Source organism: Paenibacillus arenosi, from assembly GCF_014841135.1.
GTDB classification, from domain to species: domain Bacteria; phylum Bacillota; class Bacilli; order Paenibacillales; family Paenibacillaceae; genus Paenibacillus_B; species Paenibacillus_B arenosi.
Window position 1 is genome coordinate 62,474 of the sequence record NZ_JACYTN010000003.1, and the last position, 24,378, is coordinate 86,851.

General features: G+C 42.0%; 21 protein-coding genes. 10 read left to right on the plus strand and 11 right to left on the minus strand.

Annotation, left to right across the window (positions count from 1 at the left end; genetic code table 11):
* Positions 1-97: 97 nt before the first annotated feature.
* Both IFO66_RS06275 and IFO66_RS06280 read right to left on the minus strand, forming a co-directional pair.
* A complete protein-coding gene (locus IFO66_RS06275; RefSeq protein WP_225445579.1) occupies positions 98-1,114 on the minus strand; it encodes an agmatine deiminase family protein in 1,017 nt (338 codons plus the stop codon).
* 202 nt (positions 1,115-1,316) lie between these two features.
* Positions 1,317-2,141, minus strand: a complete 825-nt coding sequence (locus IFO66_RS06280; protein WP_192024329.1) for a MerR family transcriptional regulator — start codon at positions 2,139-2,141, stop codon at positions 1,317-1,319.
* A 630-nt stretch (positions 2,142-2,771) separates the two neighbouring features.
* Between IFO66_RS06280 and catA the strand changes: the two genes are divergently transcribed.
* The gene (catA, locus tag IFO66_RS06285; protein ID WP_192024330.1) at positions 2,772-3,455 is read left to right on the plus strand and encodes a type A chloramphenicol O-acetyltransferase; all 684 of its coding nucleotides are present in this window, start codon (positions 2,772-2,774) and stop codon (positions 3,453-3,455) included.
* A 73-nt stretch (positions 3,456-3,528) separates the two neighbouring features.
* Here catA and IFO66_RS06290 read toward each other — a convergent pair whose 3' ends face one another.
* From IFO66_RS06290 to IFO66_RS06305, 4 genes are all read right to left on the minus strand, one after another.
* Positions 3,529-3,972, minus strand: a complete 444-nt coding sequence (locus IFO66_RS06290; protein ID WP_192024331.1) for a hypothetical protein — start codon at positions 3,970-3,972, stop codon at positions 3,529-3,531.
* A 221-nt stretch (positions 3,973-4,193) separates the two neighbouring features.
* The gene (locus IFO66_RS06295) at positions 4,194-4,745 is read right to left on the minus strand and encodes a dihydrofolate reductase family protein (protein WP_192024332.1); all 552 of its coding nucleotides are present in this window, start codon (positions 4,743-4,745) and stop codon (positions 4,194-4,196) included.
* Positions 4,746-5,021: 276 nt separating this feature from the next.
* On the minus strand, positions 5,022-6,230 hold the full coding sequence (locus tag IFO66_RS06300) for a spr1629 family repressor/antitoxin (RefSeq protein WP_192024333.1): 1,209 nt from the start codon (positions 6,228-6,230) through the stop codon (positions 5,022-5,024).
* 30 nt (positions 6,231-6,260) lie between these two features.
* On the minus strand, positions 6,261-7,019 hold the full coding sequence (locus tag IFO66_RS06305; protein ID WP_192024334.1) for a spr1630 family ClpXP-sensitive toxin: 759 nt from the start codon (positions 7,017-7,019) through the stop codon (positions 6,261-6,263).
* Between the two features lie 270 nt (positions 7,020-7,289).
* Between IFO66_RS06305 and IFO66_RS06310 the strand changes: the two genes are divergently transcribed.
* On the plus strand, positions 7,290-8,039 hold the full coding sequence (locus IFO66_RS06310) for a hypothetical protein (protein WP_192024335.1): 750 nt from the start codon (positions 7,290-7,292) through the stop codon (positions 8,037-8,039).
* A 68-nt stretch (positions 8,040-8,107) separates the two neighbouring features.
* Here IFO66_RS06310 and IFO66_RS06315 read toward each other — a convergent pair whose 3' ends face one another.
* Positions 8,108-9,115 carry a DUF4303 domain-containing protein gene (locus IFO66_RS06315; protein ID WP_192024336.1) on the minus strand — a complete coding sequence of 336 codons (1,008 nt, stop codon included), beginning with the start codon at positions 9,113-9,115 and terminating at the stop codon, positions 8,108-8,110.
* Positions 9,116-9,351: 236 nt separating this feature from the next.
* On the opposite strand from IFO66_RS06315, the gene IFO66_RS06320 reads away from it, so the two are divergent.
* Positions 9,352-10,431 (plus strand): ankyrin repeat domain-containing protein, encoded by a 1,080-nt coding sequence (locus tag IFO66_RS06320; RefSeq protein ID WP_192024337.1) that lies wholly within the window; start codon positions 9,352-9,354, stop codon positions 10,429-10,431.
* 136 nt (positions 10,432-10,567) lie between these two features.
* On the opposite strand, the gene IFO66_RS06325 is transcribed toward IFO66_RS06320, so the two are convergent.
* Complete coding sequence (locus IFO66_RS06325; RefSeq protein WP_192024338.1) at positions 10,568-11,440, minus strand: AraC family transcriptional regulator; 873 nt, start codon at positions 11,438-11,440, stop codon at positions 10,568-10,570.
* Positions 11,441-11,740: 300 nt separating this feature from the next.
* On the opposite strand from IFO66_RS06325, the gene IFO66_RS06330 reads away from it, so the two are divergent.
* Positions 11,741-13,003, plus strand: a complete 1,263-nt coding sequence (locus tag IFO66_RS06330; protein WP_192024339.1) for a glycosyltransferase family 2 protein — start codon at positions 11,741-11,743, stop codon at positions 13,001-13,003.
* A 39-nt stretch (positions 13,004-13,042) separates the two neighbouring features.
* Here the strand turns inward: IFO66_RS06330 and IFO66_RS06335 are convergent, their stop codons facing one another.
* Positions 13,043-13,966, minus strand: a complete 924-nt coding sequence (locus IFO66_RS06335; RefSeq protein WP_192024340.1) for a hypothetical protein — start codon at positions 13,964-13,966, stop codon at positions 13,043-13,045.
* A 615-nt stretch (positions 13,967-14,581) separates the two neighbouring features.
* Here IFO66_RS06335 and IFO66_RS06340 point away from each other — a divergent pair.
* Positions 14,582-16,486: an endonuclease MutS2 gene (locus tag IFO66_RS06340; RefSeq protein ID WP_192024341.1), complete on the plus strand. Its 1,905-nt coding sequence runs from the start codon at positions 14,582-14,584 to the stop codon at positions 16,484-16,486.
* Positions 16,487-16,567: 81 nt separating this feature from the next.
* Positions 16,568-17,332, plus strand: a complete 765-nt coding sequence (locus IFO66_RS06345) for an SDR family oxidoreductase (protein ID WP_192024342.1) — start codon at positions 16,568-16,570, stop codon at positions 17,330-17,332.
* A 153-nt stretch (positions 17,333-17,485) separates the two neighbouring features.
* On the opposite strand, the gene IFO66_RS06350 is transcribed toward IFO66_RS06345, so the two are convergent.
* Positions 17,486-18,415, minus strand: a complete 930-nt coding sequence (locus IFO66_RS06350; protein ID WP_192024343.1) for a DNA-3-methyladenine glycosylase family protein — start codon at positions 18,413-18,415, stop codon at positions 17,486-17,488.
* Positions 18,416-18,561: 146 nt separating this feature from the next.
* Here IFO66_RS06350 and IFO66_RS06355 point away from each other — a divergent pair, with 146 nt between their 5' ends.
* The 3 genes from IFO66_RS06355 to IFO66_RS06365 all read left to right on the plus strand — a co-directional run bounded on the left by IFO66_RS06355 (position 18,562) and on the right by IFO66_RS06365 (position 21,366).
* A complete protein-coding gene (locus IFO66_RS06355; RefSeq protein ID WP_192024344.1) occupies positions 18,562-19,170 on the plus strand; it encodes a bifunctional transcriptional activator/DNA repair enzyme AdaA in 609 nt (202 codons plus the stop codon).
* Positions 19,154-19,669, plus strand: a complete 516-nt coding sequence (locus IFO66_RS06360) for a methylated-DNA--[protein]-cysteine S-methyltransferase (RefSeq protein WP_192024345.1) — start codon at positions 19,154-19,156, stop codon at positions 19,667-19,669. Before IFO66_RS06355 ends, IFO66_RS06360 begins: the two co-directional genes overlap by 17 nt.
* 146 nt (positions 19,670-19,815) lie before the next feature.
* Positions 19,816-21,366 carry an SAM-dependent methyltransferase gene (locus IFO66_RS06365; RefSeq protein ID WP_192024346.1) on the plus strand — a complete coding sequence of 517 codons (1,551 nt, stop codon included), beginning with the start codon at positions 19,816-19,818 and terminating at the stop codon, positions 21,364-21,366.
* A gap of 113 nt (positions 21,367-21,479) precedes the next feature.
* On the opposite strand, the gene IFO66_RS06370 is transcribed toward IFO66_RS06365, so the two are convergent.
* Positions 21,480-23,048, minus strand: a complete 1,569-nt coding sequence (locus tag IFO66_RS06370; RefSeq protein ID WP_192024347.1) for an L-lactate permease — start codon at positions 23,046-23,048, stop codon at positions 21,480-21,482.
* A 275-nt stretch (positions 23,049-23,323) separates the two neighbouring features.
* Here IFO66_RS06370 and IFO66_RS06375 point away from each other — a divergent pair, with 275 nt between their 5' ends.
* Positions 23,324-24,328 (plus strand): LacI family DNA-binding transcriptional regulator, encoded by a 1,005-nt coding sequence (locus tag IFO66_RS06375; protein ID WP_192024348.1) that lies wholly within the window; start codon positions 23,324-23,326, stop codon positions 24,326-24,328.
* Positions 24,329-24,378 lie beyond the last annotated feature (50 nt).

A 24,378-nucleotide genomic window follows, 5' to 3' on the forward strand; every position in this document is an offset into this window, starting at 1 on the left:
GAATATAAAAACAAAGAGAGGAGTCGTCATGACTCCTCTCTTCTGTGTAGCTGTATATTATATTTTTCGCATATTGCCTAGAAGTGCGGTAACACGATTACTTTAAATCGATTGGCTGCTGCTGCGTTACACAATGAATCATGCCGCCATCTTTATAAAGCTCACGTACATCAATACCAACTACTTCACGATCGGGGTACAATTTTTGAATCCTATCATTTGCTACTTTATCATTAGGATCGTTATAGTTCGGAACGAGTACAACGGTATTTCCGATATAATAGTTGATGTAAGACCCTTTGTAGCCCAAGTTCTTTCCACTATCTAGTCTGACATTTTTCTTAGTAAGCGGAAGCTTCACATACTGATACGGTTTGTTGGATACGTTCTTAGCATTCATTAGCGTTTTAATATCCTTTTTAGTGACGCCCCAGTCTTCCAAATCGTATTCGTTCATCGTTACAATGGTGGATTTGTCATGGAATTTCGCGAATCCATCAATGTGGAAGTCAGTAATGTCCAGACCTGGCACTCCATCTAACCAAACAAAATTAGTAGCGCCAAGATACTCTGTCATATACTCCTCGATCTCTTTCTCTGTGAATCCCGCATTTCGATTCTTATTGGTAACGGCACTGCGTGTGGATAAGAAAGTACCATTACCATCTAGCTCAAAAGCGCCACCTTCGAGTACGACTTCATTGAGGTCAATGTTCTCCATGCCTAGCTGTTTGCTCAGTTTTTTTGAAATGGCCGCATCTTTTTTATAGGGGGTCTTCTTGCCCCAACCATTAAAGCCCCAGTCCATCATTTTCAGATTATTATCTTTATCGTATACAAAAATAGGTGCCGTATCTCTTGCCCATACATCGTCCGTAGGCACAATATAGAAGTCGATCTTGTCCATATCTACACCTTCTTCATATAGAAGATCGTAAATATATTCTTTTTCGTATTTGTCATAAGCAATAATATGAACATTTTCACCTTCGCTTAAAGCGCTGGTCATTTCGATCCAAATATCCTCAAGATTTTCTTTATGCCCTTTACCATACGTATAGTTATGAGGCCATTGCAGCCACGTGCCTTCATGTTTGCTTCTCTCATCAGGCATCGTGTATTTGCCGACACTTTGTGCTTGGGCGCTATAACTTGCGGCTGGTGAGCTGTGCAAGCCCCCTACTAAGATTCCTGCGGTTACTAATACCCCTGAACACAATACCATCATCTTATTCATCTCATTTTCTCCTTTACAGGTGGATGTTCTCTCTTGGTTGTAGAATAAGCTTTGACATAGTGTTAAGGTCAAGTGGGTATTATTCTGCTGTTTTGATGACCGGGAAAAAGACTTGTGTTACATACTCACGGACATCGCATTCACATTCAGGACCCTTCAAGTATGTTTCATAGGGAGGGCTAGCCAATTGATATCCGTTGCTTTCCATCCATTCTTCAAGCGCAATATGTGCGTATCCGATATCGTCATAGCTTCCGATATGTAAGGTTGTAGCCACATACGTTTCAGGCCATATTTTCATTTTCCATCCATTTGATGCGAATGCATTATTGCTTTGTGTGATGGGAAATATCAGTTCAATATCGCTATGTTCAGGGATGAATTCCTCATCAAAAAATACCGTGGACGGAGTACCAATGCGTTCAAATTGACTTTCTTCAACTTGTTCGTATAAAGCATCTATGTGCTTGTCCATGTCCTTTATGTTTATCTGCAATCTTTGACTTAACACACTTGCCTCATGTCTCGTACCGATCCATATGTCATAAGGTCTTCTGTCACCTTGAATCCTATCCAAGTTGGTTTCCATCATCTCTTGCATTTCTGCAATGATTTGTCGATAGCGATTCACTTCGTTGGATAATTCACTAATTTTTGTTTGTACCAACTGAGGAAATAATGCTCGATCAGACGATTGCACGATTGTTCTAATCTCTGGCAGAGAGAACTTATACTCCTTTAGCTTTTTGATTAAGAGTGCCGTTTCTAATTGCTCTTTCTCGTAATATCGATACCCATTCGCCATATCTACATGAACGGGCTTTAAGAGCTCTTCTTTATCATAGTGCCGCAGCATACGTGCACTCATTTTGCAAAGTTGTGAAAATCTGCTGATCGTGTACATGTCTCTCATCCTTAATGTGTGAAAGTGAAAAACGTAAATAATTTCATGGAGCGTTCTGCCCGACATAGGTTCAGTATAAGCTTAATGCTGACTGTAGTTGTTTCACTTTCTTATGGTTTGCGACCTTACCTTGATTTATTTTGTACAATGAAGCAAAGAGATAAGTTGCGTCAAACGTGAATAAGTTCCCTCGTCAGCTCTGAGTTGCGATATACGGTGGGCAATTTGCGTGAAGTCGCTGTAGCAGCGTATGGTTACACTAAAGGTAGGTCCTCTAACGGTTGCCACTGACGTTATTTCCACAAAATATTACTTCATAATAAGCTAACGGTTCTACGAGAGCTTATTTTAGCAAAAACCACAAATTTCAACGCTTTTCTGACAAATAGGCTCTCTGACATCCGTTACATTTCAAAATGAGCAATTTTAAGCAGCATAGCCTCTGTGGCGACCGTTAATGGAACTGAATCTGCCGATAGCGTTGGTTAAGTACTGATTAGATGGATTAAGATAGAATATAATTAATAGGTGCTAAAAATATTATCAGGATTGTGATGGTGAGGATATGGTTAAGTCAGAGGATCAAGCCTCCTAGATCAGAGTGCATAATGATTTTAGGAGGGTATAACGATGATATTTAAACCATTGAATGTTGATGATTGGAGCCGACAACCTTATTTTGAGCACTATTTTCATAGTGTCAGATGTACGTTCAGTATGACGGCTAATCTGGATATTAGCGCTCTTTACACGGAAGTGAAAAACAAAGGTATTAAGCTGTATCCAGCATTAATTTATATGATAACGACCGTAGTAAACCGTCATCGCGAATTTCGCACCTGTTTGAATGCCGAAGGTCAGATAGGGTATTGGGATAGCTTGTCGCCCAGCTTTACTATTTTCCATGATGATGACAAGACATTTTCAACGATTTGGACTGCCTACAGTGAAGATTTCAATCAATTTTATCGAGGTTATTTGGATGATGTAGAGAAGTTTGGCAGTAGTAAAGGATTAGTCGCTAAGCCTAACGAGCCATCAAATACATTCCCGATTTCCAGCATTCCTTGGGTTCATTTTACGGGCTTTAACTTGAACATTTATACGGATGGAAGTTACCTTCTGCCTATCTTGACGATGGGTAAATACGATAAGCAAAATGCAAAAGTGCTATTGCCTCTGTCGGTGCAGCTTCATCATGCAGTGTGCGATGGCTATCATGCGGGTATTTTGTTCAATGAGCTGCAGCAGATGGCAGATGACTGTGACGGTTGGCTAGCTACTATAGATCCGTCAAGGTGCAGGTATGTTTGAGTAAGGACATTTATCGTAAATGATTGAATTAGAGAACCCTCCTCAAATCAATTGAGGAGGGCAATTATTAATCTCATATATGTTGTTGTCTTGTTGTGCTATATAAGCGATTATGTTTGTAGTAAACTGCCTCGAATATCCCGAACACCCCTACTACTACAGCAATAAAAATGACGGCAATGGTACCAATAGTAGTTAGGAAGGAACTGCTTGCCACCAGTAACACGACGCTCTTGACGAACCAAAGGAAATCAATAACCGATAAAGTAAGTACGGCCTTAGGCGAAACGACCTTTTTAGTCACCGTTATGAATACGAAGGCTACAACAAGAAGCAGGTAAACCCCAACCCCCATCAAAGCCGCCTTATTGTCCAGACCGGATAATTCGCCAATGTACCCGGGAAATAAAAGGAGCAATAAACCAGTCCCGGTAGAAGAAATGGCGTTTAACAATAGAACTTTTCGAATCCAAGATTCTCCGATTAACTGCCTTACTACGTTTTGTGATTGTGTCATCCTAAGCACTCTCCTCATTAAAATTGAACTTCATGAGCTCAATTTAGCCGAAAGAAGACTGCCATCACCACACAAAGTACTGCTTAAAGGTGCCAATTTCACTGAAATAGGTAAAAATCACCCGAATTACACCCGATAACCATATTTATTGTTAGCGAGCATTCAAAAAAAGGCTACCTATGACAGGTAGTCTCTTTATAGATTTACGTCCACATTGCAAATTATGAATAAATGATGTTGTACGTCGGCTTGATAACTCCGTTCTCATAACGTTTCATATCGACAAGCTCTAATCTTAACTGAGGTTTGGCGTTGCCGAACAGCGGGACACCTGATCCAACCAAGATCGGATTTACTTTCAACACCAATTGGTCAATCAATTTCCGTTCAAGAAGTGTCCCTGCCAATTGCCCACCCCCGCAAAGCCACAGCTTCCCGGTCGATTCATTTTTTAACTTCTCTACATAATCACCTGCATCTCCTCTGACCAATTCCACTTCCGAGTTGGATTCAAGCTGCATGGTATTGGAGAAGACATAATGCTTAAGTCCGTCATAGCCAGGTTCACCAGGCTTTTTTCCGAATTGGAATCCGAACTCATATGTTTTCCCACCCATTAGCACAGCGTCATACTGTTGAATGTCGGATAAAAAGTCTGGGACATGATCGCCATCGAATAAGAAAAGTGTACGATCAAGCTGACTGTTTTCCATCGGTTGATCTGCAATAAAGTGATCAATGGAAACGGACACGTGATAAGTCAATAAGGCCATATAAATCCCCCTGTTCCTATTGTGGTTGTAGGTGATTCTAAGCAGGGTAGCAAGGTGACTTTCATGTTTGTTATGAATTTCCATTATAGTATTTAATCCATAGAACGTCACTTCATATTGATCACTCATAACGCTTATCCAAATATAATAGGATTTCTCAAAAAAAAGTGGTTGATTGTATAACAAAGAAAGGCCATCCTATACGGATGACCTTTAATCTTGGGCGAGCAAGATTATGGCTGTTGGCAACTGTGTGTGTAGCACCTAGTACTGTACTTATATACTGTCGCCAGGAATACGTTCTGGTATCTTCGTCACATTATCGATGCCGAAGTCCAAAGTTCTCGTCATATACTTTTGAAAAAAGTCAGAATCAATCCCTGTCATATGATGAAAGAAGGGTACTTCCGCTTTCCAATCGTTTTCGATCATGTGCGTTATATCCACAAGTCCTTTTTTTGAAACGAAATCAATAATGGACTTCATTTTCATTGGCTTTTGAATGGGGATTACATCATCGAGCGGCTCCATTTTTAAATAATCTTTTCGATGCAATGCCGCATAAAAATTCCGATGATCTTTTGCGCTCATAATTCCAAGATGAGCTGCCCTATACCCCATTACTTGCAGGGAAGTTTTCCATTTCTTCTTCAAATCCAAGTAATCATCGGGATTGGTTATATAGGAAATATCCTGCATATCCAATGAGAATTCATCTTCTGGCAACAATAATGCTCCGGCAAATAAATGGGCTTCATTTTCGATCTGTTTGTGCTCTTTTCGGTCAAGATTCGTGAATTCGAGACGATAGTGGAGCAGCAGATGTCCTAATTCATGTGCGATATCAAAGTTTCTCCGAACCGCAGAACGTTTCATATTGCCTAAAATAATATACGCTCGATCATTACGTGTCCAAAGACTATAGGCATCTATTTCTTCACCAATTGCCTTTTCAAAAATGAACACACCACTCTTTTCGATTAGGAACATGAGATCATCGTTATTGGATTGTCCCAAATCGAGTCGCTGACGCGCTAAATGAGCAACATGATAGATCTGAGCAGTCCTATCGTCCTCTGTGTGATTTAAATATTCAATAACCTCATCCCGTAATTTAATAATCTTAAGGGTCGGGAGACTGACCTTGGCCGTTATATAGTTTACAAACGTATCTACAAACTCAACATGCTTTGCTTCTGTCTGTGTCTTGGATATCACATTCAATACTTTTGAACGATAGGCAATATTCATGACGTCGACATTAGCGGGTGTTGCAAGCCGTGCTAGAATGTCCTCTGAGTAAAAGTATTTACTTTTCACACTAAAAATCTGTTTTAACTCGTTCACGATCTGCATTTTCGGAGATGTATAAGCGTTCTCGTACTGCCAGACGGCTTGTTCTGTAACACCTAACTTTTCAGAGAGCTGCTTTCGTGAATATCCGTGCATGATTCGCAAATTGGTGATGTTTTCACCAATGAACATGCTTGCTCCCTCCTTACTTCTTAAAACCATCTATTTATGAATATGTTGTTCATCTTCAAATATCCCGATATCGAAGGCTGCTGGGTCCATAATATCTTCATTCATTTCTGGTGCAATCACTTCGCGTTCCTCATCGGTCAATTCAGCTCCTAGAATAAAGCCTGACAAATCATCGACGAGATAAGCGATATTATCATGGGGATTAGGCAAGTAATGCATAATTTCAGATACCTGGTAGGCATCATCAAGTGCATAGGTGAGTATATGGAATTGAGTATAGGACGATTTGAATGTCTCTAGATCCATTCTTACCTGATCATGGGAAACCCATAAGGCCAACTGTTCCACTCTCTCACTCTCTTTCCTTATTCTCGATGAGCGCTGTAATGGAGAAAAGGTTAAAACTTCATTAATTTTAGAAAGTTCATGAAGATAGGTCCGACGTGGACCGTGCTTCTCACTATGGTTAGGCAGCTTGGCTTGAGAGAAGCAATCTTCGTTAAAATAAGCGGCATTTTTAATGAGAAACACAAGCTTGGAGTCTTCATGGATGAATTGGAGATAATCCCACGTCAATCCAGCCTTAGCTTTCTTATATGTAAAGCCATGAGCCATACATTCTTCAGCAATTTTGCTTTCGATAAAATTACCTTTCGTCCAGGAAAAAGCTGAACTGATCTTCATTTTTACTTTTCGATCCTTGCGATGTTCAATATAGTCACGATAACCATCTACAATTGCATTAACAATCATCTTATTGCGTTCAGCATTAAATTTGTATTGGTCCATATTAAACACTCCATTTCGATAGGATGAAGTCAGCTTTAATTTTAATCGAAATAGGTATGGGTGAAAATGATTTTTTTTGTTTTTATTAAAGTTTTATTATAAATCTCCATTGATTCTTATAGTTGAAAGGAGCACTTAGGCTATTAAGTTTGATTAAACCTCATTTTCCCAAAGTGGTATTCTTCATACAAAAGGCCGATGCTTGTCCCTTCTGCTATTTAGTAATATAGGGTTATAGGAAATGGTGATTCAGGAAAAGGGGGAGTATTCATGTATTTGGTATCTCGGCCAAGGCCTTTAACAGATGAAAAAATGCAAGCAATCCCGTATAAAGAGGGCGTTTCTTTTCCGTCGGGATATTTACATCTTTTGCGACAGCTTGGAGAAGGCACTTACAGAGGATGGATGAACGTTCATTTCCCTGATGCGGAAGTACTTAAGCCTTTTACTGAGTACGGTATTTGGGAGCATGATGAAGACAGCCCAATTACGCAGCAGCAGATCGCAGAATGCATCGCTATTGGTACAACGGTGGATGGCGATTTTCTCGCAATCCATCCGCAGACAGAACAGTTACTGTGGCTGCCCCGGCATGATGAGCAAGTAAAGGCACTTACTTTGCAGGAGCGAGAATTAGAAGACGAAGAAAGCTACGCAATGGTACTGGATGAAATTTATCGTCTAGTGTATGAAAATGATCAAGAAGGAGCTATTTATTACCAGCCGTGGTCCAACGCCCAGAGCCATCTCTTTTTACGATTGCCGCCGGAAAAGGGTCATCTTTCATTAGAGCAACTATCTGCCATATGTCGAGTGAATTTTCCAGCTGACTTAATCGTAGAGAACGAATATACATGTCTCTTGTTCTATCAAGAGATGGGTGGCTATATAAGGTTCAACTACGCTTATGGGCAAGAGGTAGCCCTTTTTTATGATCAAGAGTCACAACAGATACGAACCGTTATGGAGCAGTGGCTGTTATCAAAAGGGTGTGAAAGGTATGCGGAACATACCAGTTGATGGCTCTATACACATTTCAAGGCTACCTTAACTTCCATTCAATCGTCATATATCTTAGTAAAGACATCTTACCCCTTACGCTGATCTTGTAATACGGTCTCAAGTATCCATGCTGTTTCCTGCTTGAGTTTATTATCTAAATGCTCTTGAATGCATGGGACAGCCTCTTCACCGAGTTCCATTAACTGCTCATATACTTCATAGTCAGTTTTCGAAAAGTTATAGGGGCTGTTCTTTCCGAACTCCCCTTTTTCAATGACGGCAACCCAATGCTTAACCTGTTCAGGGAGAGGCTTCTGCTGTACTGCATATACAGCTTGCTCGAACGCATTATCCATTTCCTTAATGTCAGGCATTGCTTTATACAGTTGCTCCTTACTGACACATTTTCGAATCAATTGGCTCGTAGTTAGGTAATCACCACCGCCCCCATCTGCTGCGGATACGTAGGCGATGAAATCATCTGTGCGATTCAACTTCTGAAACGCTTGCTGCAAACGTTGAATAACATCAATAGCGATCAAAAACAGCTGGGAGTCGAAGAGTGTTTTCTCGAACAAATAGTTTTGGTCAATCTCAAGATGCCGGGGTTCTTCTACGCTGATACACCAAAATACACTCAGCCAATTTTCAAGCCGCTCCGGCATGTCTTCATACATAAAAGAGTAGTCGCCTTCTGCGTATTTATATTCATAATAGAGTTGTTCACGAGTTGGATTATTCCGTCGATTTTTCTGTTGAAGGGATCGACTAAGAGTCTGCTCTACGCTTTGGTTCAAACTTTCTAGATTGTTGATGTATATTATGTAACTGCCATGATACGTATCCGTATGAATGGAAAAAGTGTAAACGTCGCTGTTGTTTCCCTCTGCGATGTAATCTTCTAACGCAGCTGTACAGTACTCATATAAAGCGTCTTCTACATCTTTAGCGCTAACCACAATACCATCAATGGCAGTGCCTGAGTCGATTTCAACAATCGTTTGATCGGGGGTGCAGCGCATATATTTCCCTGTGCCCTCCAACGCTCGTCTCCCATTGATTAGCTTGCTGATATGTACATCATAACCACTCATGCTGTAACCCTTCCCTTCGAATTGAACTTGTACGCAATATTCGACACCTATGAAAGCATTCCTTCTGGAACGACTCTTACCCTTTTAAAAATAGAATGAAAGATGAAGCAAACTAGGTTACGGCTATAAGGGTGTTTGTCTAGGTTGCTTGGCCTTGTAGGCCCTAAGCCTCGTGTATTTTGCAGCACAGTTTTCTATACTTTTCCTAAACCTTCATGGGTAGGAGTGGTTGTGAGATGATTAAGCTGAAAGATATAGGGACGTTCGAGGAACTGCCGGAAATAGCGGAGCACATCTACAACGGAAATATTCCGGCCTTGCAGGCTGCTATTGCGGCAGGTTGGGATATCGAAGAAGGTATTGTCCTTAGCGAACATACTACATTAAGCCCATTGGATTTGGCGTTAATATCGGAGAGGCTCGACGTTGTACAATTGTTGATTGAGCACGGTGTGAACTTGAATGTCGATTTGAATCCATCCTTTTTGCGAGCCGTTCGTTATTGCAATGAAAATATCATTCGCTATGTTGCCGCACAAGGTGCCAAGCTGGATCTGCTCAATCAGGTTGGGTCAGGTGCTTACTCACAGGCCTATTATGGTAAAAAGAAAAATATTCCGCTCATTCAGGAGCTTGGCTTGGATATAAAGCAGTATGGTGGGGCTGTATTACGCCAGGCCGTGTCCAATCATGACTTGAAGACCGTATCGTATTTGCTCGATCATGGGGTGGACATTAATTATAATGAAGCTGATATGGTTTACCCGTATCAAGCGACTCCATTAACGATTGCCGTGCGCATGGGCAATGTATCAATGGTAAAATATTTAATTGAACGCGGCGCAGATGTTACTTTAGCGGAAAAGGATGGCGAGCGCCCCTATACGATCGCGATTAGTAATAAAAATACAGCTCTTGCTGAATATTTAAAATCGTTGGAGCCAGCAGAGCTGCATCAACTAGAGAATAAAAAGTATGCTTTGAGAGCTTATAAACTGCCCAACGAAGTAGTTCATTTCCTTACAGGGGACAAGCTGCGCCTAGAGCTAGCCCCAAATGAATATGCAATCGGGTATATCGACTTTTTCACGTTGACCGATACGATTGAGTTGAAGCTTGGCAGACAGAAGCTGTTGCGTCTATCAGCTGCGATTGATAATTACTCTGGTCTGCAGCTGGTGTGGAACCCGAAGAAAAAGGGCCAACTAGGCTGTTATGACGTGGAACATGAGGAATATGCGGATTTGTGCAGCTTCGCTGCATTTTTCGAACAGCCCGAAAGGTACCTCATTAAGTTTCTTGAGGGGGACTTATAACCAAGTACCGTACACTAGTTATCAACGCACAAACACCTCCAAGGTCGCCTCCTATCTTAGGATACAGGAGCATTTCCTTGAAGGTGTTTTAATTTGTTCCTCGCAATCGAAGTACTGAGTTGCTTAATCAATCAGATCATTGGTCAGCTTTTTTCGTAACGGGTATCCAAACTTCCATCTCATACATGTTGTTGCCTCTACTATAGGTCATTTCTAACTCGGGGCCATTTAAAGGCTCGTAATTACAGGTCGGAAACCATTCTGCCCAAATACGCTTCCATAGTTCTTGAATGTTGCTATGTCCATCCGGATATAGACCCGTTGGAAAGATTGCGTAGGTTTGCTGAGGGATTGTTAGCTGTTCAAATTCTCCTGTAAGACCGCTTTGGGGCATAAAGTATCCAATCATATACGAAAATACATTACCTTGATGGTTGTACAACACCGCATGAATTTGACCATTATCACCTAAACCAGCAGCACTGCGAATTCGATCAACCGTGCCGTCAGAAATACATCTGCTCCAAAAAGCAGGGATTTCAATAAATGGATGATCACCCTCAGCATGGATTGTCGTTGACATACCGAACATGTCAAAAGATTGTTTATCCTCGATTCTGTAGTCCATCTCCACATCTCCTTTAATTGAAATATGAAAAGAGAGCCGAGGATAGGCTTTCAGTGACACACCCTTATCACGTGCTGATACAGGCATAATGCCATGCATTTTTTTGAATGCTCGGGAAAAAGCCTCGGGTGATTCGTAACCATACTTCAAAGCCACATCGATGACCTTAACGCTTCCCTTTTGAAGCTCAAAGGCGGCAAGAGTAAGTCGCCTGCGGCGTATATATTCAGAAAGCGGCACATCCGTTATGAATGAGAACATTCGTTGAAAATGATAAGTTGAACAACAAGCGATCTTAGCCACCTGATCGTAATCAATGGTCTCGGTTAGATTTGTTTCTATATATTCCATTGCACGGTGCATACGATTCAGCCAATCCATACAGGACCTCCTTTCAATGTGAATTATAGGAGACATTATTACATGGAGCCTTGCAGTTCATGCACGTAAATATCATGGTGGTAGCTTTTCTCAAGGTCGTAGTTCCAAGAATTAATGTTGTACTCTGATGTAATGTAACATGTAATTGTTTTCGAATGTAAGGGATAGCTTGTTTAACGAGTTACTTTTTATATGCAAGCAAGGATTTTATGGATATTTTTAACTGCTCCATGCTAAAATGATTGTTGCTTCAGGGCTACCGAATTACATTTAAAAATAAAATGAAAAGGCGGAGCAGGTATGAGTGTTGAGTATGTATTTGGAATTGGATTAACCCTTATTCAATATGTACTGCTCTTTTTCTGGGTTTATTGGTTGTTTATCAGCTTCTTTGGCTTTGGAAAGCCAAAGAGACAGCAAGCTCATGCACCATATAAAAAATTTGTTATTATGATTCCCGCACATAACGAAGAAGCAGTGATCGGAAATCTTATAGAAAATCTTAATAAAATGGATTATCCGAAGGAGCTTTATGAAGTGTGCGTGATTGCGGATGGATGTAGTGATCGAACAAGCGATATTGCTAGAAAGCTCGGAGCTACTGTTATTGAACATACCTATCTGCCAGGAGAACGAAAAGGGAAACCATATGGGATTAAATACGCGATTGAGCAGTATGGTGATAGACTGGACAATGATTTTGACGGGATCGCCTTTTTCGACGCAGATAACTTAGTTTCTTTGAACTACTTAAAAGAAATGAACAACCATTTATTAAATGGAGATAAATTGATTCAGTGTTACCTTGATTCTAAAAATCCGAATGACAACTGGGTGACCATGGGCTATTCGGTAAGTTATATTTTCATGAATCGGTCTTGGCAGCTTGCAAAGTCCAGATTAGGCTTGGGAAATGCAATTGGTGGAACAGGATTTTGCGTAGACACAGCTCTATTTCGAAAAATTGGCTGGACCGCTCGTTCCTTGACTGAGGATCTTGAATTTACAATACAGTGTTTGCTTGAAGGGGTACCCGCTAAATGGTGTCATTTTGCTCGTGTGTATGATGAGAAGCCAGAAAGTTTCAAATCTTCTTGCATCCAGCGTCTTCGATGGGCAAGGGGTCATTGGGATGTTTGCTTCAAATATTCTCATAGATTGATTTGGCGGTTTATTAGTAAGCTAGATGTGAAAGCATTCGATGGATTTATGTATCTCATCAATCCCGGAAAAATTGTTTTGAGTGCGATGACAGGTATTCTTGTGTTTGTATCTATTGCTACGAACTTATCGGATATGCATCCTTTAATTCCTTGGCAAGTTTGGATGTCATGTTTGTTGTTCCAATTCGTCTATGTAGGCTACGCACAGCTCCTCGATTCAAATCATAAAGTAAGCATTTTCAAAAGCTATGTGTACCTGTATTTTTTCAATTTTACTTATGTACCCTTATTTATTTGGTCCTTAATCACGATGAAGAATGTGAATTGGAATCCAACAAAGCATACGAGAGCTATTCAATTGAATGATATCGAGTTAGAAGAAAAGAATAATGTAAGTTAAAAACCCGTTAGTAGAGGCTAACGGGTTTTATTTTGGTACCTACACACCGACAATATGTGTCCAGCTTCCGAATCCGGTTAGCGGGGCGGTGTAAGCGTAGTTACCCCCAGCATCAAGCCGACCCGTAGCGCCATTGCCCGTTAAGCCATTGTAGAAAAGGATGCCTCCATTAGGAGTTCCAACGATATGCGTCCAACTGCTAAATCCAGAGAGCGAGCTGACGAATGTGTATTTTCCGTTGCCATCCAGCAAGGCGGTAGCGCCGGCACCAGTGATCGTATTAACGAAGAGAAGGCCGTTCTTATTGGCGGAGGTGATATGCGTCCAATTGCCGAATCCGGTTAGAGGACCAACATACGTGTAGTTGCCAGCGGCATCGAGCTTGGCTGTAGCGCCATTGCCTGTGGTAGCATCATAGAAAAGGATGCCGCCACTAGGAGTTCCAACGATATGAGTCCACTTGGAGAAGCCGGAGAGTGAGCTAACGAATGTGTATTTGCCGTTGGCATCAAGCAGAGCGGTAGCGCCAGCACCAGTTATGGCGTTATAGAAGAGAAGGCCATTCTCATTGGCAGAGGTGATGTGTGTCCAATTGCCGAACCCAGATAGAGAACCAACAAACGTATAGTTTCCAGCAGCATCGAGCTTCGCTGTAGCGCCATTGCCGGTATTGGCATCATAGAAGAGTATGCCACCACTAGGTGCTCCAACGACATGCGTCCATCTTGAAAATCCAGAAAGTGATCCAACGTATGTGTAGTTACCAGCGGGGTCTAATCGAGCAGTAGCGCCAGCGCCAGTAAATGAATTGATGAAGAGTAAAGAGCCGGGAACGGTTCGGGTGAATCCTTTCACAGATTTATGCTTTTGTGAGGTGGGGGGAAAGGCATACGCTACATTTTTCGTTTTGGCGCGGGGCGCTTTATGAGATCGTAATTGACCTTGTTTGGCTTTCTTTTTCAAAGTGACTCCTCCTGTTGACCATGGGATTGAGGTTGTTGAAGACTTACCATAGTCTATGGGCAATTGTGTAATAGGCAACAATGGAATTGAAAAATCCACACTTGCCCACAAATCATAAGGGCTTGCTCAAGACAGGAATAGACCTAACGAATCTGATCGTGACGCCATCTCCCTGCTGCGCCTTTACTTTTGCTGGACTGCATAGTAAGATGATGTCAGCAATTTAGATTTCAATGAATGATCTTGATAAATATAAAGAGGTGCATTTTGTGAGTGCAGTAGGTTCTAAATAGGATAAATTGAATGAAGTAAATTCGATGGCATTAGGGGATTCGTCTATTTTCAGCACCCCTAGCTTTGTCATGAATTTATTTCGACCTATGAAGATACCTACGACACTTTATAATGCGTGCATAATACAGGGGATAACTATACGTAAGCGATAGTTTTATCTACCTGCCCTTTTTTGCACATGCCTTATAAATACAAGCAGAGCTGCGGGTATCCCCGCAGCTTTTTTGTGTTCAGGCACATCTATTACCTACGTTCATTGAAATCTAATCGTAGGTATCTTCCTTGTATGATCACAACCCATCATAGTGAGGAGAATCAACATTGAATAAACAAACACTAGAAAAATTACAATATAACGAATTGAAAGAGCACGTAAAAACGTACTGTGTAAGCGGACTAGGGAAGCAATTATTAGATACATTGCAGCCCAACTCCAACTTAACGGTCGTCAAAAAGCGTCTAAATGAAACGACAGAGGCGCGAGCGCTGCTTGATGCAGGTGCTCATATTCCATTTCTAGGAGTCACGAACATCGAACTTAGTATCGAAAAGCTTGAAAAAGGCTTACTGTTAGCACCAACTGAGCTAGTGAGTATATCGGATTTCTTACGAGGCTGCCGGAAGATTAAACAATTTATGCTGGCTAAGGAGTTCTATGCACCTGTGCTGTCCTCTTATGCGAACTCAATGTCCGAGTTCCTAAGCATCGAAGAAGAGATTAATGATTCGATTAAAGGTAGCAAGGTCGATTCTGCTGCTAGCAAAGAACTGAAGCGAATTCGCAGCAACATCGAAGCAACAGAGAAAAAGATTAAAGATCGACTGCAAAAGTTTCTTAAAAACAGTGAGTACAAAAAGTATATTCAAGAGTTTTTTATTAGCCAGAAAAACGATCGGTACACGATCCCGATTATTGCATCTTATAAAAATCATGTGCCAGGAACTATTGTTGAAGTCTCTTCCACAGGGTCCACGGTGTTTATTGAACCGCATAACGTAGCCAAGCTAAGTGGCGAGCTATCAGGACTAAGAGCAGAAGAAGCGGTAGAGGAATATCAGATTTTAGCCGCTTTATCAGGTTTGATTACGGAAAATATGCATGAAATTAAGATTAATATGGATCTCATTAGCCAATACGATATGGTGTTTGCCAAGGCGAAGTTCAGCAAGCATATTGACGGAGTCGAGCCTAAGCTGAACGATATCGGTTATGTGAAGCTTGTAAACTGCAAGCACCCTCTTTTAACGGGGAAAGTTGTGCCGCTTAACTTTGAAATCGGGGAGCAGTATCGCAGTCTTATTATTACAGGCCCTAATGCTGGCGGGAAAACGATCGTGCTAAAAACGATCGGTTTAGCAACGTTAGCAACCATGTCAGGCTTCCATATCCAAGCGGATAAGGAGACGGAGATTGCTGTATTCGATAACATCTTCATCGATATTGGCGATAATCAAAGTATTGAAAATGCACTAAGCACGTTCTCTTCTCATATGAAAAACCTTTCGGAAATTATGAGGTTGGCGAACAACAATACGCTCTTGCTCTTTGACGAAATTGGCAGCGGCACAGAACCTAACGAAGGAGCGGCGCTTGCGATTTCAATTTTGGAAGAATTCTACCATGCAGGTTGTATTACCGTTGCGACTACCCACTATGGTGAAATTAAGCGCTATTCGGAAATGCACGACGACTTTATGAATGCAGCTATGCAATTCAATCATGAGACGTTGGAGCCGATGTATAAGCTGCTTATAGGCAAGTCCGGCGAGAGCAATGCCCTGTGGATTTCACGAAAGATGGATATTCGGGAAAAGGTATTGCAACGAGCTCAAGCGTATATGGATAACAAGGAATATCATTTGGAGCGAGTGCATGAAAGTAAAATACGTAAGGCCAAGGTTGCTGCCGAGGAGAAAGAAGGCAAGCAGATCGAGTATACAAAAGGCGACCGTGTAAAATTACTCGATTATGATGATTTTGGGCTTATTTATGAGGAAAGAGATTCGTTCTCCAATGTAGTCGTTTTCTATAACAACGAGTTCATAAAAGTAAATGTTAGACGAATAACGCTAGAGATACCTGCACAAGAACTGTATCCAGAAGGATATGATTTGAACACACTGTTTGTAGACTTTAAGACGAGGAAGATGCAGCATGATATCGAGCGTGGCTCCAAGAAGGCTTTGCGTGCGATTCAAAAGGAAATAAGAAAAAATAGAGAATAGACGTGCTGAATGAGAGCGCAACATTTCAAATATGGCCCTGTGATACAACTAATCATGAGTTCGATATGGGGAGATGAGAACATGGGCAAATTAAAAGGAAAAGTTGCTCTCGTCACGGGCGCAAGTCGTGGAATCGGTCGCAATATCGCGCTGCGTTTAGCACAAGAAGGTGCATGGGTGGGCGTGCATTATGGAAGAAGACGAGAGGATGCGGAGGTAGTCGTTCATCAGATCGAGCAAGCTGGAGGAAGTGCATGCGCGATTGGAGCGGATTTAAGCACTCTTGATGGAATTCAGGATCTATTTTCAGCATGGGATGAAATCCTACAAGAACGTATCGGTACCGATGGCTTCGATATTTTAGTAAACAACGCTGGAATTGGGCAAATATTGACGCTGGAAGAGGTGACAGAGCAATCGTTCGACGAGGTAATGCGTATAAATGTAAAAGCACCGCTGTTTGTTACACAACAAGCTCTATCACGGCTCAAAGACGGAGGGCGTATTATCAACCTTTCATCCTTTGTTACGCGAGTGGCCTCACCGGGTGTGTTTACGTACAGTATGTCCAAAGGTGCAATAGACACGTTTACGCTTGCTTTGGCTAAGCAGTTGGGAAGCCGCCATATCACGGTAAATGCCATTCAACCAGGCATTATTAATACAGAGATGAATGCAGGGACCCTACAAGATGTAAATGGTCAGAAATATGCAGCAGGGCTTTCCACCTTCAACCGCTGGGGGGAGCCTGATGATATCGCAGATATTGCGGCTTTCCTTGCTTCATCGGATAGCCGTTGGATAACTGGCCAGTTGATTGATGCCAGCGGTGGCTCTCGCTTGTAGATGAAATGGTAGATTAGCAGATTAGAGCAAAGAGGCTGCGCAAATTGTTTTAGAAAGGTGAGCTAGAAAATAGAAACACGGACTCCCTTGTGAAATAAGGGGGTCCGGTTCTTTACAAGGGGACAACCAAGGAGTAGGTAGTAGAAAGATCTATTAGTAAAGCAATCTCCATAAATAAAAGGTGGCATAGGACTCCCAATTTTTCCACCCTTCCGCTAGCTGTAAGATTTCTACTTTCGTCGGCTTAGCCTCAGCGCCAGTCACATACTTGATGGCATTGTGGAGCCCTACATCATCGATTGGAAAGGCGGTAGGAATGCGTAAGCAGCGCATTAGCACATAATTAGCTGTCCACGGCCCAATGCCGCGAATTTGGACAAGCAGCTTTTCTATTTTTTTATGATCACCAATGCCCAATAGCTGTTCTTTGGACAACTTTCCTTCTACCATGAGCTGAGCAACGCCAATTAAATATTCACTCTTCTTCGTACTCATTTTAAGCTTCGTAATATCTTCTACTTGTAACGACGCAATATCAACAGGAGTAGGAAAGAGCCAATAACGTTCGCCATCATGCTCTACATACTGTCCAAATGCTTCAACAAAACGTCTTTTCAACGTATAGGCAAAGGCCAAGTTTATTTGCTGACCGATAATCCCCCAGCAAAGCGCTTCGAATAAATCAGGAATGCCCATATTGCGAAGTCCATAGAAGGAATCTACCGAGCCACTCAGCAGTTTATCCGTCTTAGCTAGTTGATAAAATGGCTGCAAGTCAGTGTCTAAGTCAAACCAATCACGTACATAACGCACAGCGGCATCTCGCACTGATTCACACAACGCTGCCTGATTATTTCCTAGAAGTCGTACAGCTAGGCCATTCTCCTGTTCACATCCTACACTTACCTCAACAATAATAGGTACTTGTTCAAGCGATATTGCCTTGTAAACCCGCCCATCGTCGATCCGAATCAAGCATTCATTCGGGGCATTGGATAGGTACTTCGTATTTTCTAAAAAGCTGAATTCTGTCGGTAAGGGCAGTGTAATCATTTGTTTGTTATTATCCCAACGACTTGTCATACAGAACCTCCATTGGATTCAAGATCACTGCTTCTGTAGTTGTATCACATAATTACACGCAACAGTTTCGATATCTTGCGATCCTATTTTGAAATGCGTACAGAACACCATTATCGGAGATATACTAGTGGTGGAGATGATCGAAAATGATGAATAGCGATGAGCAGGAACTAATAGTAGATGAGCAATGGCAGGCGATTATAAGCAACGATGCCTCTTATGACGGTATGTTTTTCTATGCGGTCAAGACGACCGGAATTTTTTGCAGGCCATCTTGTAAATCTAGAATTCCTAAGAAGGATAATGTACGTGTATTTCAACGTGCAGAGCAAGCTCTTTCTGAGTATTTTCGGCCTTGTAAACGATGCAAGCCGACAGGTCAGCGGATGCCTGATCAGGAATGGGTCGATCAAATCGTACATTGTATCGAGCTCAACTACAGTGAAACATTGACGCTAGAGAAATTAGCGGATATGTGCCATGGCAGTCCTTATCATCTACAGCGTGTATTTAAACGAGTGAAAGGGATGGCTCCAGCGGAATATATCCAGCACACGCGGATCGCTACAGCTATGCAGCTGTTGAACCGCTCAGATAAAGCGATTTCGGAAATCGCTATAAAAGTAGGGATTCCCAATACTTCGTATTTTATAACCTTATTCAAAGCTAAAATAGGCTATACGCCAGCAGATTACCGCGCAATAAATAGAATCAAGCAAATGGAGGAGGTGGCGGAACGTGAAGGTGCAAACTAAGCAGACTGTGTATTGGACGTGGTTGAACGAAGAAGGATGGCCTATTTATGTAGCAGCAACAACTAAAGGGTTGTGTTATGTAGGATCACCAGACAAACCGTATGAAGAGCTATCTACTTGGGTGCAAGCGCGATATCCTGATAGTACGTTAATTCGTGATGATGAAAAGATGCAAGTATATGTAGTTGAGTTAGTAGAGTATCTCCAAGGGGATAGGCATAGCTTCAGCCTCCCATTTGACTTGCAAGGTACACCATTTCAGCTCGCGGTATGGGATGCCCTATGCCAAGTTCCGTATGGACAAACCCAGACGTACACTCATATTGCGGATTATATCAAAAAGCCAAGTGCAGTGCGCGCAGTTGGAGCTGCGATTGGTGCCAATCCTTTGTTGATCACAGTACCGTGCCATCGTGTTATTGGGAAAAATGGTTCTCTTACAGGCTATCGAGGTGGATTAGAGATGAAAACGAAGCTCTTACAACTGGAACAAGAATAAGTGTCGAGCGAATGGAGTTAGCTGTTTTCTTGCGTTTTGGATGTCTAAGGATTAGGGATTACACGTAAAATAGGTTATGATTGCAGGTAGGAAGACTAATGTAATCTACATGTAGTCAATAACTAGAAGAAACGAGATAAGAGTGAATGACAGAAAATAAACAACAACGTTACCGATTTAGCGAAGCACCTATTTGGGATTTGCAACGCATGTATTACGAAGAATTGGGCACAAAAGCTTGGAATAATGATCAAGTTCCGCAATATATAACGAGTAATCCGATGATTGGCACTTCCTATGCGGAGATGATATTTGGATTTCTTCAAGATCGGGCTAGTAAGGGGCATCTCTCTGAGCCTGTGATAATTGTGGAGCTTGGAGCAGGAGCGGGGCGTCTAGCTTATCATGTGTTACATGAGTTATGTAAGTTAAGAGATTATGCTGGGATATCCTTGCCTCCTTTCCGTTATATTATGACAGACTTGGCGATGAACAACGTGTTAGCTTGGAGGGAGCATCCTGCGCTGCAGTCCTTTATTGCCGAGGGATTACTTGATGTTGCACAATTTGATGCGGTTCATGGTACCGAGTTGAACCTCGTAGTAGCGGGTACAACGATTCGTACGGGCGATTTGCAACAACCTTTACTTATCGTTGCCAATTACTTTTTCGATGGTATTCCACAAGAGTTACTTTATATAAGTGAAGGTCAAATTTATGAAGCGGATGTCATTGTCGAGAGCCCTGCCAATATCGATTCTCTTACACCATCCGAAGCACTGCAGCAATTGTCTTTGCATTATGAGCATCGACGGGCACCGGAGTATGAGCAACCATCTTTTCCTTATCGTGATGTTATCGCCGTTTATCAGGAACAATTAGAAGACTCGCATATTTTATTTCCCGTTGCCGGATTGACTTGTTTAGAGCGCTTGAATAAGTTGTCCCAGGCAGGATTCCTATTAATAACGGCAGACAAAGGTGACCACTTACTCGATAATTGGGAATTTTCAGATCCGCCCGAATTGGTTCTACATGGCTGTTTTTCTTTGACGGCGAACTACCATGCGCTGCAATACTTTTTTGAACAGCAAGGAGCGTTATCGCTATTTCCCCCGCATCATTATGAAAATATAAATGTGGGCTGTATTTTCAATTTGGATACGCCGATGGAGTATACGAATACAAGATTAGCGTACCGTCGATTTGTCGAGCGCTTTGGTGCGGACGACTTCTTTAGCCTGAAGGTATGGGTAGATCGTAATATAGAGAGCATGAAGTTGCAGCCTATATTAAGCTTCTGGCGCTTGGGCGGATATGATGCGGAATTTTTCATTCAGAGTGCAAGGCAGATTTCTAGTCTGCTGCCAGAGGCCAACGATGAAGAGCTGCAGGATATTTTGAGAGGCATCGAGATTATGTGGTCATCGTACTATGTCATGGAGCAGCGTTATGACTTAGCACTCGATGCTGGACTGATCTTGTTTGAGATGGGAATGTATGAACATTCCAAGCGCTTCTTAGAATTATCCGTAGATGCTGACGATGATGAGATCGTATCAACCGTCTACTACTGTCTTGCCATTTGCTGCTTTGAGTTGGAGTTAGAAGAAGCTGCGGTGGATTACTTACGACTGCTAGTAGAGCTTGAGCCTGATCATGAAGAAGCCATTGCTCTGTTGAGTAAATTTGAATAGGTTCATCTCTCGAGGTATGGAACAAGGTAGTGTCTAACTTAGAAGCGTTAAAAGCGTTAAAGGACAGCAGATGTCTTTTAACGCTTCTTTTGTGTTCTGTGTACATTTTACAACTATAGTGACAATAGAAAGGTCCAGCAGCAAACAAAGACAAGCAGCCCAATGCTGTATCGGATCGTCATTTTTGTCAATGCAGATTCTGCCCCTGTAGCAGATACAGCTGCCGTCGCAATGGCAATGGATTGTGGAGAAATAAGCTTGGCCATAACCCCGCCAGTCGTGTTGGCAGTTACGAGCAAAGTTGGATTCGTACCAACAATGGATGCCGCTGTAGACTGAATAGCTGCAAATAAGGTGTTGCTATTGACGACTGACCCTGTCATAAATACGCCAATCCATCCTAGGATAGGTGACAATAGTGGAAACGCAGCCCCCGTTTTTGCCACAGACTCACCGAGCGCACTTGTTAACCCCGCATACGTCATCAATTTTGCAATACTAAGAACAGCACAGATCATGACAATGGAGATCCAGAATTCAGACACCGTCTTGGCGAGAAGCTTCAACCCTGTTTGCATACTGATGGATTTGGTCGTTAGTATCGTGATCAAGCATGCCAATAGGATGGCAGTTCCTGTCGCACTAATGAGATCAATACTAGATGTTAACGAGGACCCTGGGATGTGAAAGGTCAGCTTTGTAAATGCAAGCGGCCCATTTGCAGCAAATAATTGTTTAAAGGATGGCAAGCTCCAAGCCAAGACGAACAGGCTCAATAAGTAAAAAGGCGACCATGCTTTAACAATATCCATCGCTGTATGTGCTGTACGTTCAACATTAGAGTCGCCGAGTTTGAAAATATGCTTGGGCGTCCACTTTTTTGAGAACAAAGCGAGTGTCCCCATTGTAAATAGAGACGGGATAATGTCGGCCAACTCGGGCCCCAAAAATAGAGTAACAACGAGCTGGGACGCGGTGTAGGCAGTAGACACGACCAAGATAGCTGGCAGCACTTCTTTCACTCCTTTGAGCCCATCAAGGATTAGGATCAATAGAAAAGGAATGGTGAAATTGATAAAGGGCAGTGTCAATGCCGTCATCTCGGAGACATTCATAGAAGTAATCGATCCCTCTAAGCTGAGCGTATCCAAAATGGTAATCGGAATACCTACGGCACCAAATGCCCCTGAAGCAGCGTTGGCGATAAGGCACAGCATGGCAGCTTGCAGAGGTTGGAACCCTAATGCAACTAATAACACGGAGCATATAGCGATAGGCACACCGAAGCCAGCAGCACCTTCAAGAAAAGCGTTAAAGCAAAATCCGATTAATAAAAGTTGAATGCGCTGGTCCTCGGATATCCCTGCAATACTTGCACGCAATACGTCAAATTTCCCTGATGCGACTGAAATTTTGTACAGCCAGACAGCCATAATAATGATGTAGCCGATGGGCCAAATACCTTGAATGCTTCCTTGAATAACGCTTGCAATTGACTCGCTAACAGGCAAATGAAATAGGAGTACGGCAATCAAAAAGGTAATGACCAAATTGAGCAAAGCCGCATGGAAACCTTTCATTTTTAAAATGGTTAAACATAAAAGAAACAGCACGATCGGAATAGCTGCAACAAGAGAGGAAATGAGTAGATTTTGAAATGGATCATAGGTATGTACTAGCATGCTCGATAGCTCCTTTGTCGATATCCATTACACTCAACTTTTATTGAAACAAAGCATTCATAAACTAATTATCAATTCACGGAGTATTATGTACGTCATGATTAGAAATATACGGGGAAATGTAGAATTCTAAGCACACGCTGTGTCATTGACAGAATACGTATAGGGTACTAAAATAAATTACGTAAACGTTTAACTTATATATATAATCATCTTATTTAAATAAGATATTATTAAAAAGTAAACGTTTACTTAAAGAGAGGTGGATTCATGGCATGGCAGCTACAATTAAAGATATAGCAAGAGTTGCTGGTGTCTCCACCGCGACTGTTTCGAGAGTCATTAACAATCTTGGCGGGTACAACGAAGAAACCGAGAAGAAAGTGATGGCTGTCTCGAAGGAATTAGGATATCGCAAAAATGAAAATGCCCGCAGTCTGGTGCAGAAATCAACAAATACAATCGGTGTCATTATGCCGGATGTGACGACCGCTTTTTATGGCGACATTATAAAAGGGATTGAGGATACTTCCTATGAGTATGGGTATAGTGTCATTTTGACGCATGCCGGTAGTCATGGTTCCCGTATTCATGAAAGTATGAATCTGATGGGTGAACGTCGGGTAGACGGACTTATTATCGTTTCCGTTGAACTGCACGAATCAGCGATACAGTCGCTAACTTCACTTGGCATCCCATATATTTTGATTTCAACCAAGACGAATCGTGAAGATACGCCTTATATGAAGGTCGATGATTACAGTGCTGCATATACTGCTGTTAAGTACCTCATTGAGCATAACCATCGCACTATTGGCATGGCAGGAGCTAATCCGAATGATCCGATAGCGGGTGTGCCAAGAATTAATGGGTATAAGCAAGCATTGCAGGATTACGGGATAAAGGTCGATTTGAATTTGATTAAACCCGGTGGCTTTAACTTTGAATCGGGACAAAGTGCTATGCAGTCATTTATAGAAGACGATGCAGCGGTTACGGCTGTCTTTTGTGCGAGTGATGAAGTTGCGTTAGGGATCATTTCGACTTGTTTTGAAAATGAGATCCATGTACCAAATGATATTTCCGTAGTTGGCTATGATAATTCGAAGGTTTCTCATATGTCGGTTCCGCCCCTAACTACAGTGGCACAGCCCTTATACGATATGGGAAGAGAAGGCTGCTTTGAAGTGATAGCCGCTATTCAAAATAAAAGTAAGATCGAATCCAAAGTGATTCCACATGAGCTAGTTGTACGTAAATCGGTAAAATCGTTAGAATAATCGAAGTTGTTCCTAGAGTCCGCTATTCATCCTATATGTGAGCGGAATCC